Source organism: Mesorhizobium sp. M0244 (assembly GCF_040321795.1).
Lineage (GTDB): Bacteria > Pseudomonadota > Alphaproteobacteria > Rhizobiales > Rhizobiaceae > Mesorhizobium.
Map to the genome: position 1 here is coordinate 1 of NZ_JAMYSE010000136.1, position 13,065 is coordinate 13,065.

Here is a 13,065-nt window from a genome sequence, read left to right on the forward strand (position 1 = left end):
CCTTCCTCATCACAGCTCCCGAAGTTGTTGATTCGGGAGCAAATTAGATGAGGCAACAAACCAATTTTAGGGAGCAGTTCAGGCGAGGCAATGCGGAGCGCAGCGTCAATCAGATTGTCGCGCTATACTCATCCACCTCACATACGGTCACCGTTTATTCCGGCAGCACCGACATCCCGCGTCGGGCAGGCGGGCCGGGCTCAGGTCGACAAAACCGACGATGCGCTCGATCACAAGCCTTTCAGCCGCACCGGCGTCAGGCAGGGCACACGGCGGCATGGAACGCACGCCAAGCGTGTTGCCGTGCCACGAAGCTTGCCGAGAGATATCTGAGGTGCGAGCGTCGGCAACCAGACGCTGATGCGGCGTACCTGGCGGACTATACGTCTTGCACACACGCGCGCCGTCACGCTGCTTCGCGATCGACTCGAACGATGGCTGAAAGAAGTTCACGAGCAGCCGCGATGAAACGGAAGGCAACCGAGTCATAGCTTGCCCGTTCAAGCTCCGGCTCGAAAACACCCTGTCGCATAGCCATAAACCAGAAAGGCCAACAGGACTTTCGGGCGGTACGACGCCGAACCAGAATCGCGATAGCTGCCGCTCATCGCCCGAAGGTGCAGCCCCTCGACAACCTCAACAACAATCGCGCAAGATGCTGTTCGGGTTGTTCGGGAAGCCATTCATCCACCGAGGGCGGCAGAAGAAACCCGGTCGTACGATCAACCATTCGAAAGTTGCTCATGCAGAACTGGACACAGCGCTGGAGAATCAATCTCGTGATTCTTGCCGATATCCTGTTGGTGCGTTAAGTCTGACGGGCTGCTAGGGCCGATCTTCGCAATCTGTACCCCACAAAACTGAATGCAGTTGCAGAGTTCTCGCCGGGGCGGCCGGTCAAGTCGTCTCGTTTCGTGTCCGGTCGGCCAATCGATTCCGGGGCCTCTCGACTGGGTCTGAAGCGACTACCATGCAGGTTGATTTAGCTGCTGCGACCAGTTTCCCATCCGCCTGCCATAGTTTACCTTCCGCCACCATGATGCGCGATCCAGAATGGACAATGGTTGCATGGGCAAGAAGCGCCCGGTCGTCGATGCGCACCGGCCGGAGAAAATTCACGTTCAGGTCGATTGTCACGCAAGCTCGGCCTGGCGCGCACATTGTATCGCAGGCCCACGCCGTCGACGTGTCAAGAACGGTAGCAATTACTCCTCCGCCCATGAAGCCGTGAGGGTTTGCGTGGCCGACCATAGGAAGTAGATCCATCCTGACCGATCCAATCTCGGCAGACACGACCCGAAGCCCGAGCGTTGCATAAAGCTTTGGCAATGGTTCCAGACCATCCCGGATTGCAAGGAGTCGCTCTAAAGCTGCGGGGTTCATTGGGCAATCTGAAGCCGCCGTCGCGCTTCGGATGGAGTCGCGACCCCTATCTGCAACTCGGAAAGTATGCGGGTAATCTTCTCCACCTGCTTCGCATTACTTTCAGCCAGTAGCCCAGGAGCAAGCCAGAGGTTGTCCTCGAGCCCGACGCGCACATTGCCCCCCATGATTGCGGCCATCGTGCAAAGAGGCATCTGGCTTCTGCCCGCAGGCAAGGCCGACCATTCGATATCGTCGCCAAACAGCCTCGTCGCCGTCTGCTTCATAAACGAAAGGTTGTCGGCCTCTGCGCCGATACCGCCAAGAATTCCCATAACGAACTGAACGAATGGTTTGCTCTTAACTAGGCCCCGGTCCAGAAGGTGCGCCAAGTTGTAGAGATGCCCCACGTCATAGGCTTCGAACTCAAAGCGCGTGCCAAATCGGTCCGCCAGTTCGCCAATTATCCTCTCCATGTCGGCAAAAGTATTCAGGAAGAAACCGCTTTTGGTGGCCTCCAAGAACGGCTTCTCCCATGAGTGTTTCCAGGCCCGCTCCTTCGAGGCCATCGGGTGCAGCGCGAAATTCATGGTGCCAAGATTGAGGGAACAAAGCTCCGGCCGGAGTCGGATCGGAGCCTCAAGTCTCTCCTCCACCGACATTTGCGCGCTGCCGCCCGTCGTGATGCTAAGCAGAGCGTCGCAACCGGCGCGAATGCGTCCCACCACGCGTTCGAACCGTTCCGCATCGGAGCTTGGGCGACCTGTCTCGGGGTCGCGGACGTGAAGGTGAATGACCGTCGCGCCCGCATCAGCCGCCGCGATCGCCTGCGAAACGATGTCGTCCTCGCTGATTGGCAGAAAGGGCGACATCGACGGCGTGTGGATCGATCCTGTGATCGCGCAGGTAACGATAGCTGTACGTGGAGACATCAGGCGGCTCCAATCTCAGAAAGGGCCTCTCGCACCGACTTTCCGAGCTTGTCAGCGATTTCGCTCAACTCCGCGTCCGTCGCGTTATACCTGGGGGAAATGATGACTGTGTCGCCTGCCACGCCATCTACGTTGCCCCCTGATGGATAGCAGATGAGGCCATTTTGCAGCGCCCGTCGCCGCACCCTCAGGAAGGCCTGGCTGCGGGGGTCGAACGGAGCCTTGGTGGCGGGATCGGCGACAAGCTCGATGCCAACGAAGTAACCCCGCCCCCGAATATCGCCGACGGATGCGATCCCGTCGAGCGTGTCGTGCAGTAGGGAAACCAGTCTTGGTCCGTTGGCCGAGACGTGTTCCACGAGCCGCTCACGCTCGATTATCCTCTGAACCGCCACGCCGGCGGCGCAAGCCGTGGTGTGACCCGTGAAAGTATGGCCGGTCTGTGGTCCTCCATTCACTGATCTGAGGACATCGCCGACTTTGCGGCTGTAGACGGCGGCTCCCAGGGGAATGTATCCGGCTGCCAACCCCTTGGCGATCGGCATGATGTCTGGAACCACAGCATCATGTTCCAAGGCGCGGAAAGTGCCGCAGCGCCCGCTTCCGCACATGACCTCGTCTGCGATCAGGAGGACGCCGTGGCGATCGCATATGTCGCGGATGCGAGCCGCATATCCTGGCGGCGCGGGCACGACACCACCGGCGGCACCTACGACGGGTTCAAAGACGAAGGCTGCGACGTTCTCGGGGCCGATCTCCCGGATAGCATCCTCCAGTTCGGCCGCGCAATGTGCGGCAACATCCTCCGCAGACGCGCCAGACGGCGGCCGGTAGGTGTTGGCCGGAGACAGGAAGCACGAAGGCAGCAAGGCACCTTCGTAGGCGTCGCGACGCTCTTTGAAACCAGAAATGGAAAGCGCGCCAAGCGTATTGCCATGCCACGACCGTTGCCGAGAAATGAAACGACGCCGACTCTTTTCTCCGCGGCCGGTATGATACTGAAGCGCCAGCTTCATCGAAGATTCCACGGCCTCGGATCCACCAGATACGAACACCATGGCGTCGAGCTCGCCTCCACACTTGGCGGCGACCAGTGCTGTCAACTCTTCGAGCGGATCGCTGGTGAATGTATACCGGTATCCATGCATCACGCGCTTGAGCTGATCATGTATGGCCGCGATGACTTCTTCATTGCCGTAGCCGATGCTGTAGACGGCAGGCCCTCCGGACCCATCGATGTATTGCTTGCCATCGGCGTCGAAGACATAGCCGCCCTGACCATGGGACACCTTGGGCAATGCGCCTCCGGCAATCGTTGTTGAAGTCTTTACAGCCGCTGCGGCAGTAGGCATCACAAACCTCTTCTCAGCGGCATGGTTAGACAGTGTGTCGAGCCGCTTTCGAGCACGAACTGTTGGAGATCCGGCTCCAGCCCTCAAGTCCAATGGCACGAACCCGCGCATTGATCTCGGGCTGCTATTTGGCAGACAGGACAACGTCGTTGCCGAGCGCGCGGTAACGTTGCAGCCCATCCGCATCACATCGCTGTGCTCACATGGATAAATTCGTGCCCGTGTGAGAGCCAGTCGACATCAGCATCGTCCAGAATGAGCGCTCGGCCACTCACAGCGAAGGCCTCACCGGATATGTGTGAATTTTGCCGTGAACGCGAGCAGGCAAACTTGACGGCGAAGCATTCGCCTGAGTTGGGTTGTACAAACGAGAAGTTGGGTTGATATCGCTCGGGCCGGCAAACCACCAAGGTCTCCCAAGTCATGCAATTTTAATAGCTCAATGAGCGGCCTACTTAGCGAGAAACGCGTTGTGGAAATCTTTCGCCACAGCGCGGCCTCCGTCTAAAACAAAACCAGAGTCCCCTCCATAGGTGAACAAGCTAAGGCCAAGCACTTGGAGCCGCATCATATATTCTATTGATGCCACATCAATGCCTGATGCTATACCGTACTTCTTAGAGGCATTAGCGACTGCTTGACAGGCATCCAGCAGCTCAGGCGTGAGCTTTCCCGGTTCTATGCCCAAGGAAAGAGCAAGGTCTGCCGGGCCGATGAAGAGCGCGTCGACACCAGGCGTTGAAGCTATGTCGTCCAGATTTTTGAGAGCCTCTCGTGTTTCGATCTGGAGTACGACAGCCAAACTAGAGTTCGCATCGTGGCGATACTCCGCATCCTTTTGATAATAGTTGGATGCTCTCCACGCTCCAGATCCGCGCTTTCCCGTGGGCGGATATTTTGCAGACGCCACAGCTTCGACGGCTTCGGCACCGGAGTTTACCATTGGCACCATGATGCCGTTCGCACCATGATCGAGCGCGGCTTTAATGAGTTCAATCCTGTTCCAAGCGACCCTATACAGGACAGGCATGCCGTATCGTTCGGTCGCAGGAAGAATCTGCAAGAGCGCGTTCGGCGGAATGGGCGAATGCTCGCCATCGACCAGAAGAAAATCGAGGTTTGTCTGCGCCAGCGTCTCTGCGACAATCACATGCGGAATTTGCATCCAGGCGCCGATTTGCGGTTTTCCCGATCTGATCGTTTCAGCGAACGAAGTTCTTGCCATTTCACAATCCTTTGCGAAGTCTGAGCCGTAAATCCGTCCGCAACAACCAGCCCCATCGGAACGCGTTCATTGTCTGCGGGGAAGGGAGCTTACCTGTCGGAGGGCCATAAAATTGCGCTACTGCGCACCTAAGTGATTTTGTTCCTATGGGAAGATGACAGGTTTCCCATCTTACCAAAATATACAGTTTGTCCAGAAGTTGGCTATCACACCGATCGATGTTCTCTCTGACAAAGAGTCCGCTCCGGCAAAGGGGGCATGATGCGGCGCATTTCAACAACTATACCGCGCGGGAACGATCTTTGGCGCTTCCGGACCTACCGCCAGGCCGGGCAGCTATCGTCGAGCCTGTCTGACCCACAATGCTACTTCTCAAGTGCAGTTAACGTAAGAATCCAACTGCCAAGATCTCACATATAGTGCCAAACCTGAACCAAACTGGCCCATTCTTAAACTTACTAATGCCAATAGACACGACACCTTATCACCAATTTTGTCGAGATCGACAATGGGCATACAATACACCACGTCGCTCGACAAAACGCCAGTAAAGCCCAAGAGCGACGCACGCTAATCCAGCCACCAACCTGGAGCCATCCGCTGCGTATTGGCTCACTATTTTCAGCAGCCCGCTCCTCCGCCTCTACATCGTGACGCTGTGACGCTGTGACCGACACACATATGTCAATGAAGGCGATAGGGGGGTCTCGGATCGGCCACCATTCTTGGGCTTGCTTCATCCAGGATGTGCAAGTGGTCCGCGTTCATGTCGTGGAGCCCGCCCTGATGCTTGTGTCATCGTGAGGTCTTCGTCGTACGAGTACCTATTTCTAACGCGCGACAGGTTGCATTGCGGTCTCTCGGAACGGCAATTTTGTCGCGTGCAAATTCGGATGGACAGGCCCGCCACGAAGGCGCGAGCACGCTTGTTGGTGAAGGGAGTCACCGTGGCACAGGAATCTCATTGAACTGACGGTTTCGCGAAGACTCGCATCGCTTTACCCCGCGCTCGCCATCTTTCGCCCGGCAACGGCCTTCTCCAGCCAGCCAAGTTCCATCTCCGGCACCGACGACAACAGCAGATCGGTATAGTCGTCGAATGGCGGCGTCAGTACTTGGCTCTTTGCCCCATAACGCACGACCTCGCCGCGATACATGACGGCCATGGAATCGGCGATCGACTTCACCGTCGCGAGATCATGGGTGATGAAGAGGTAAGCCACCTGCTCGATCTGCTGTAGATTAAGCAGCAGCTTTAGGATGCCGTTGGCCACCAATGGGTCGAGGGCCGAAGTTACCTCATCGCAGATGATGAGCTTGGGCTTGGCTGCGAGCGCACGGGCGATGCAGACGCGTTGCTTCTGGCCTCCCGACAGTTCGGCCGGATAACGGTCGATGAAGCCCTTGCCCATCTCGATTTCCTCGAGCAGCTCCTTGACCCGTCGGTCGCGCTCGGCGCCCTTGAGGCCGAAATAGAAAGTTAGCGGCCGGCCGATGATAGTGCCGACGGCATGACGCGGGTTCATAGCCACATCGGCCATCTGGTAGATCATCTGAAGCTGGCGGAGGTCTTCCTTGGTGCGGCCGCCGAGTCGGTTGGAAAGCTTACGGCCCTCGAAGGTGATCTCACCCTGCTGGGGCGGCAGCAAGCCAGTGATCACCCGCGCTAGCGTCGATTTTCCGGAGCCGGATTCGCCGACCACAGCCAGCGTCTGGCCGGGATGAATATCGACCGAGACGTTCTTCAACACCTTTGACATGCCGTTGCCGTATGCGGCCGTGACGTTCTTCACCGATAAGATCGGATTCGGCGTCGGCAACTTCTCTTCGTGTTCGATGTGGTGAACAGAGACTAACGCCCGTGTATAGGCCCGCTTGGGCTCCTTGATGATCTGATGAGCTGTGCCCGTCTCGACCACCTTGCCATGGCGCAGCACCATGATGTCGTCGGCCACCTGCGCGACAACGGCAAGGTCATGGGTGATATAGAGCGCGGCAACACCTGTGGCGTGGATTGCCTGCTTGATCGCGGCGAGCACGTCGATCTGCGTCGTCACATCGAGCGCCGTGGTAGGTTCGTCGAAGATGATTAGATCCGGCTCGGGGCAGAGCGCCATGGCCGTCATCACACGTTGCAATTGTCCGCCGGAGACCTGGTGCGGATAGCGATTGCCGATATTTTCCGGATCGGGAAGGCTTAGCTTGCGGAAGAGTGCCACCGCCCGGCGTTGGGCCTCGGCGCGGTTGGCTAAGCCGTGCTTAAGCGAGCTTTCCACCACCTGGTCCATCAGCCGCTGGGCGGGATTGAAGGCCGCCGCCGCGGATTGCGCGACATAGCATACTTCATGGCCGCGCAGTTTGCGGATGCTGTTCTTACCCTGCTTGAGAATGTCGCGGCCGGTGAGGACGACCTCGCCGCCAGTGATGCGAACGCCGCCGCGTCCATACCCCATCGGCGAGAGGCCGATGGTGGATTTACCCGCGCCAGATTCGCCGATCAGGCCAAGCACCTTGCCCTTCTCAAGCGTTAGCCATACATCATCGACGATGGTGATCGTCATTGGCTTTTCGCCGGGCGGATAAGTGGTGGCCTCAATGCGAAGATTGCGGATGTCGAGCAGAACATCAGCCATTGCCGCGCCCTCCCTTGAGATCGGTGGTGCGGTTCAGGATCCAGTCGGCGACTAGATTCACGGAGATGGCGAGCGCGGCAATCGCCGCAGCCGGTATCAGCGCCGCCGGAATGCCGAAGACGATGCCATCCTTGTTCTCCTTGACCATGCCGCCCCAGTCCGCTGCCGGCGGCTGCACGCCGAGACCCAGGAAGGAGAGAGCGGACAGGAAGAGCATCGCATAGATGAAGCGCAGCCCGAGTTCCGCGATCAGCGGCGACAGCGCATTGGGCAAGATTTCGGCGAAGATCACCCACCACTTCCCTTCGCCGCGCAGTTTGGCGGCCTCGACGAAATCCATGACGTTCAAGTCCGATGCGATTGCGCGTGATAGGCGGTAGACGCGGGTCGCATCGAGAATACCCATGACGAGGATCAGCGTGACCAGCGTCGAAGGCAGGACCGAGAGCACTACGAGACCGAAGATCAGTGTCGGGATCGCCATCAGCAGGTCAACGAAACGAGACATCAGCATATCGAACCAGCCGCCGACCACCACAGCGGTGAAGCCGAGGATTGCGCCCATCGAGAAGGAAAGTAGTGTAGCCAGCACCGCGATCAGGATCGTCGTCTGGGCGCCATAGATCATGCGCGAGAGTAGGTCGCGGCCAAGATTGTCGGTGCCGAAGAGAAATTTCGCCGATATCGGCTCCCAGACTCCGCCGGCGATGTCGCCGAGGCCGTAGGGGGCAATCCATTGTGCAAAGAGCGCGACGAGGAAGAAGAGGCTGGCGATAACAAGGCCGGTCAGGGCGCCGATGGGAATATGTCGGAACATGGTGCTCCTTACCTTGGATGCCTGAGGCGCGGATTGGCGAGAATGGATGCCACGTCCGCCACGACATTGAGGGAGATATAAACGGCGGCGAAGATCAGCCCAACGGCTTGCACGACCGGCACGTCGCGCTTGGCGACATGGTCAACCAGATACTGGCCCATGCCGGGATAGACGAAGATCACCTCGATCACCACCACGCCGACCACGAGATAAGCGAGGTTGAGTATGATGACATTGATGATCGGGGCGATGGCATTAGGGAAAGCATGCCTTCGGATGATGTCGAAGGCGGTGAGTCCTTTCAGTTCGGCAGTCTCGATATATGCCGATTGCATGACGTTGAGGATCGCCGCCCTCGTCATCCGCATCATATGGGCGAGGATGCCCAGGGTGAGCGTCATGCAGGGCAGCGCGATGGCCTTCATCTTGTCAAGGAAGGGCATGCCATCATAGACCATCGAAATGCCTGGGAGAATCTGGAACTTCACGGCAAAGAAATAGACCAGCAGATAGCCGATGAAGAATTCCGGTACTGACGTCGAGGCGAGGGCAAAGCCTGAAATTGCCTTGTCGATCGGCCCGTTGCGGTAGCGCACGGCGACGAGGCCGAGGATAACGGCAAGCGGGACCGAGATGATCGCCGCCCAGAAGGCCAGAAAAAAGGTGTTCCAAAGCCGCTCCTTGATTGAGGTGGCGATAGCGAGCTTGGTCGTTAGCGCCGTGCCTAGATCGCCATGGAGGATGCTGAAGAGCCAGTGGAAATACCTGACATAGGCCGGATCGTTGAGGCCCATTTCCGCGCGCAGGTTGGCGAGCGCAACAGGCGTGGCCGACCGGCCGAGGATGGACTGTGCGACGTCGCCGGGCAGGATTTGTGTGCCGGCGAAAATCAGACCTGACACGGCGAGCAACAGTAGGATGCCCAGCGCAACGCGCTGGGCAATGAGGGCCAAAATCATCTTAGCGGCCCCGCATCACGCCTGCAGCCAGCATTTGGACAGTGCGTAACCGTTCATAGATTGATTGTTACCATCGCTGACCCAGCCACCGACCTGAGGGCCCGTTGCGTCGATGAAGTCGGCAAACATCGGGATGATCGCGCCACCTTCGTCTCGGACGAGTTGGCCCATATCGGCGTAGAGCTTCTTGCGCTTGTCGGTATCGAGTTCGCTGCGTGCCTGGACCAACATCTGGTCGAACTTCTCGTTGAAGAAGTGAGTTTCATTCCATACAGCTTTCGACTGGAGCATGAGGGAGTAGAACATGTCCTGCGTCGGCCGTCCGGCGCCGGATGACCCAGCGAAGGGGACCTTGCCCCACACACTGTCCCAATAGCCGTCAGCCGGTTCGCGCTTGACTTCAATGCTAATTCCGGCCTTGGCCGCGCTCTGTTGGTAAAGCTGAGCAGCGTCCACCGCGCTCGGGAAGGCGACGTCGGATACTTGAAGGAGCAGGGATCCTGTGTGCCCAGACTTCTTGTAGTGGAAGGCTGCCTTGTCCGGATCGTACTTGCGCTGCTCCTTCTCGGTGAAGAGCGGATAAAGCTTGTTGACGTACGTGTCGTTGCCAACGAAGCCATAACCGGCCAGGACCTTCTGCACCATCTCCTCGCGGTCGATCGCATATTTCAGCGCGAGGCGTAAGTCGTTGTTGTCAAAGGGAGACGTATCGCACTGGCAATAGAAATAAGAGTGGCTACGGCCCGGTGCGTTTCGAACAGTGATGTCAGGGAAGCGCTTTAGGAGTTCGACCACTTTGGGATCTACTCGGTTGATCATGTGGACCTGCCCGCTCTGCAAGGCAGAGTTGCGGGCGGTCCCATCGTTGATGACGATGATCTCGATCTGGTCGGCAAAGCCGCGATCATCTCGCCAGTAATTGGCGAACTTCTCGCCGCCAAGTCGAACCCCAGGATTGTTCATCGTAACTTTGTAGGGACCGGTTCCGATGCCCTCATTCGGATTGTCCTTACCGCCATTTGGCTGAACGACCAAGTGGAGATCGTTCATAATGAACGGAAAGTCGGCATTACCTTCTCCGAGCGTGAAGACCACGTTCTGTCCGTCGACCGCGATCTTGTCGATGCCCTGCAAAAGGGCGCGGACGGCGGACTTAGAATTAGCATCGGAGTGGCGCTCAATCGTGGCGAGCACGTCGGCGGGAGTCATTTCTTTTCCATTATGGAATTGCACGCCCTTGCGGATTTTGAACGTCCAGACCTTGGCGTCCTTCGATCCGCCCCATTCCTCGGCAAGTGCAGGTTTGAGCTCTTGATCTGCTGATAGCTCAACAAGTTGTTCGCCCCATTGGCGGCTGAAGATAAATTGAACATCGAATCCTATGAGCGCTGGATCAAGACTGTCCGTCGCTTGGCCACCGTTCAATCCGGCCTTGAGCGTGCCGCCTTTGACTGGGCCTTCCGCCCTTGCGGCTTCAGCAAGCAGGTTATTGGCCAATACTGCACTGACACCGAGGACCGCGGCCCGACCTAAAAACTCGCGTCGGGATAGCTTACCTTTCGCAACGCGCTCACTGAGAAAACGAATTTCATCAACCATCTTAATTCCCCTTTCTTGTTGTGCTCTTTGGTTTATTCACTGCTACCCGCGGGCAGCCAGGTGACCGCCGTCGTGCATCTGCAGGACCTGCGGTTCGTCTCCGAAATGGCCTCATATGAGCCATCAGAGGGGACGTTTGCGTCAAAAGTTTCTCTACTAGACAGCCGCCGCCTTCACGCTCGCACCCGGGCCGGATTGGCTGACGACGGGCGAGTATCTCTCGCGCGACGATCTCAGACGACAAGTCGTCAACCATGGACGCCCAGCACCGTCCGACACGATGGAGTCCAACTTCGAAAAAACGAAAGCAGTATGGCTCATCCAGGTCTACGTGCCTCCATGTGTTTTAGCGTAGGTCGCGCAGATCCCGCGGGGGTAACGACGACCCCACGACCTAAACCAAATGTCCAATCTCCCCTCGCGTTACAGAATGCGGTAAACGTTTTTGGCGTTCTCTCTAAACAGCAGCGCCTTGTGTTCCTCGGATATTCGGGCCTTGAAGGCGTAGCGCGGATCGTCAAAGTCCCAGTGAGGATAGTCGCTCGCATACAGCAGCTTGTCCCAGCCGATCTTATCAAACAGATAGTTGAGCTCCTCGGGAGGGTCTGGCTCTTCCACAGGCTGGGTGGAAAAGTAAATATTCTGGCGCAGATAGTGGGAAGGCGGGTGTTTCAGGGCCGGCACTTCCGAGCCCATCCGCTGCCACAACATGTCGAGCCGGTGTCCAAGTTCGATCGACCAGGCACAGCCGCACTCGACAATGACTACCTTGAGAGATGGCAACTGATCGAACACGCCATCAAGGATGAGACTCATGATTTGGGTCTGGGCAGCGAAGGTGAGGTCTATATGGCTCTCGCAGTAATAGGACGGCCAGCCACTGGCAGTCCGTCCACCAACTCGGCCTCCGATGTGCATGCCGATCGGGAAGCCATGATGAGCCGCTGCTTCGAGAATAGGCCTATAGCGCCGATGCCCCAAAGGCTCCGTTGTCCCTGTGAATATCTCCACTTGAACGAATCGCGCATCGAATGCCCTTTTTTCGATTTCCGCGACTGCGGCAGCTACATCGTCCGGAACGACCAGAACAGACGCCCTCAGCCGGTCCTCCGGCTCCACGAACTCTGCGATCTGCCAATCGTTGATCGCCGTAGCCAATGCGTTGCTGAGATCGAGGTTGCGTCCGCCATTGCCCAGCGCCACCATAGGCTGCAAAACACCGAAGACGACATTATTTGGATCGAGGTGCTGCTTCCTCATAAACGTCAGGTCCGACCCAGGTGGACCGCCATTGGGGGGCGCCGCATCGCGACGGAGGCCGTTGAAAGTGGAGCCGTTGTAGGTAATGTTGCCGGAGAAAACGTCGAATCCGAGTTCGCCATACTGGTCGAGATGATCTCGCCAACGCTTGGAAAGATACGGATGCAGGCCGTACCGGTCTTTAAGTTCCGGATGGATATCGCAATCGGCGATACCTACCAAAGATGTGGAGCGCACCGGCTGCCTCGGGCTGGCTATCGCATCGTTCATTGCACCGTCTCCTTCAGCCGTGGGTAAGTCCGCAGCGGGTTCTCCTGCGTGATCTTCTGGCGAAGCCGTGCTGGAAAACCGGGCGGCATCGGGTCATCTCCGTCGAACTGCCAGTGCGGGTAGTCGGAAGAAAAGAGCAGCATGTCTTCGGAGCCGAGATGCTCTATCAGCTTCTCGATATGCGCTGGATCTTTCGACGTATCGAATGGCTGGATCGTAAACCGGACACGATCGCGGATTTCCACCGCGGGAGAGCGCTTCACCCAAGGAACTTCACCGCGGGTACCAAACCAATACTTAGTAGTCCGCCAGATAAAACTGGGCACCCAGCCGATGCCCGCCTCGATCATGACGAAGGTGAGATCTGGAAACTTGGCAAATACGCCCTCCATGATCAGGCTCTGGAGCTGTGCCGCGAAAATGTGCGTTCCGCTGGCATAGTCCTGAAGGTAGGTCGACGGCCAACCCATACCGCTGCTCGTGGGATGGCGATACATCGTCCCGGCATGGATACCGACAGGCAGCCCATACTTTTGGGCCGCTTCATAGATCGGCCAATATTGGCTCCGGCCAAGAAGCATCTCGTTACCGGCCAGCAGCAGGACCTGAACGAACCTTTTGTCGGAAGCACATCTATGGATTTCCTCCGCAGCCCG

10 protein-coding genes and 1 pseudogene are annotated in these 13,065 nt (G+C 57.7%); all 11 read right to left on the bottom strand.

Annotated features, from left to right (window positions below; all coding sequences use genetic code 11):
• Positions 1–457: 457 nt before the first annotated feature.
• Positions 458–745, bottom strand: a pseudogene (locus NKJ08_RS36255) (transposase); the annotation flags it as partial.
• Between the two features lie 152 nt (positions 746–897).
• Entirely contained in the window at positions 898–1,383 is a 486-nt protein-coding gene (locus tag NKJ08_RS36260; protein ID WP_352786037.1) for a PaaI family thioesterase, read from the bottom strand.
• Positions 1,380–2,294: a 3,5-dioxohexanoate:acetyl-CoA acetone transferase gene (gene kce, locus NKJ08_RS36265; RefSeq protein WP_352786040.1), complete on the bottom strand. Its 915-nt coding sequence runs from the start codon at positions 2,292–2,294 to the stop codon at positions 1,380–1,382. The genes NKJ08_RS36260 and kce overlap by 4 nt, the downstream gene beginning before the upstream one ends.
• Positions 2,294–3,646, bottom strand: coding sequence for an aspartate aminotransferase family protein (locus NKJ08_RS36270; protein WP_352786043.1), 1,353 nt, complete (start codon positions 3,644–3,646; stop codon positions 2,294–2,296). Before NKJ08_RS36270 ends, kce begins: the two co-directional genes overlap by 1 nt.
• 451 nt (positions 3,647–4,097) lie before the next feature.
• Positions 4,098–4,871, bottom strand: coding sequence for an HpcH/HpaI aldolase family protein (locus tag NKJ08_RS36275; RefSeq protein WP_352786046.1), 774 nt, complete (start codon positions 4,869–4,871; stop codon positions 4,098–4,100).
• 998 nt (positions 4,872–5,869) lie between these two features.
• The gene (locus NKJ08_RS36280) at positions 5,870–7,504 is read right to left on the bottom strand and encodes an ABC transporter ATP-binding protein (RefSeq protein ID WP_352786049.1); all 1,635 of its coding nucleotides are present in this window, start codon (positions 7,502–7,504) and stop codon (positions 5,870–5,872) included.
• Positions 7,497–8,321 (bottom strand): ABC transporter permease, encoded by an 825-nt coding sequence (locus NKJ08_RS36285; protein WP_352786052.1) that lies wholly within the window; start codon positions 8,319–8,321, stop codon positions 7,497–7,499. The genes NKJ08_RS36280 and NKJ08_RS36285 overlap by 8 nt, the downstream gene beginning before the upstream one ends.
• Before the next feature lie 8 nt (positions 8,322–8,329).
• The gene (locus NKJ08_RS36290; protein WP_352786054.1) at positions 8,330–9,280 is read right to left on the bottom strand and encodes an ABC transporter permease; all 951 of its coding nucleotides are present in this window, start codon (positions 9,278–9,280) and stop codon (positions 8,330–8,332) included.
• A gap of 15 nt (positions 9,281–9,295) precedes the next feature.
• Positions 9,296–10,879: an ABC transporter substrate-binding protein gene (locus tag NKJ08_RS36295; protein WP_352786057.1), complete on the bottom strand. Its 1,584-nt coding sequence runs from the start codon at positions 10,877–10,879 to the stop codon at positions 9,296–9,298.
• 423 nt (positions 10,880–11,302) lie between these two features.
• Positions 11,303–12,409 (bottom strand): amidohydrolase family protein, encoded by a 1,107-nt coding sequence (locus NKJ08_RS36300; RefSeq protein ID WP_352786060.1) that lies wholly within the window; start codon positions 12,407–12,409, stop codon positions 11,303–11,305.
• Positions 12,406–13,065, bottom strand: a 660-nt coding sequence (locus tag NKJ08_RS36305) for an amidohydrolase family protein (RefSeq protein WP_352786063.1), incomplete at its 5' end; no start/stop codon positions are given. The genes NKJ08_RS36300 and NKJ08_RS36305, both read right to left, overlap by 4 nt.

What these genes read in the sequence shown, in the direction of transcription:
- NKJ08_RS36290 (WP_352786054.1), bottom strand. Translation starts at nt 9,280, where the DNA reads ATGATTTTGGCCCTCATTGCCCAGCGCGTTGCGCTGGGCATCCTACTG.
- NKJ08_RS36300 (WP_352786060.1), bottom strand. Translation starts at nt 12,409, where the DNA reads ATGAACGATGCGATAGCCAGCCCGAGGCAGCCGGTGCGCTCCACATCT.
- NKJ08_RS36260 (WP_352786037.1), bottom strand. Translation starts at nt 1,383, where the DNA reads ATGAACCCCGCAGCTTTAGAGCGACTCCTTGCAATCCGGGATGGTCTG.
- NKJ08_RS36280 (WP_352786049.1), bottom strand. Translation starts at nt 7,504, where the DNA reads ATGGCTGATGTTCTGCTCGACATCCGCAATCTTCGCATTGAGGCCACC.
- NKJ08_RS36285 (WP_352786052.1), bottom strand. Translation starts at nt 8,321, where the DNA reads ATGTTCCGACATATTCCCATCGGCGCCCTGACCGGCCTTGTTATCGCC.
- kce (WP_352786040.1), bottom strand. Translation starts at nt 2,294, where the DNA reads ATGTCTCCACGTACAGCTATCGTTACCTGCGCGATCACAGGATCGATC.
- NKJ08_RS36270 (WP_352786043.1), bottom strand. Translation starts at nt 3,646, where the DNA reads ATGCCTACTGCCGCAGCGGCTGTAAAGACTTCAACAACGATTGCCGGA.
- NKJ08_RS36275 (WP_352786046.1), bottom strand. Translation starts at nt 4,871, where the DNA reads ATGGCAAGAACTTCGTTCGCTGAAACGATCAGATCGGGAAAACCGCAA.
- NKJ08_RS36295 (WP_352786057.1), bottom strand. Translation starts at nt 10,879, where the DNA reads ATGGTTGATGAAATTCGTTTTCTCAGTGAGCGCGTTGCGAAAGGTAAG.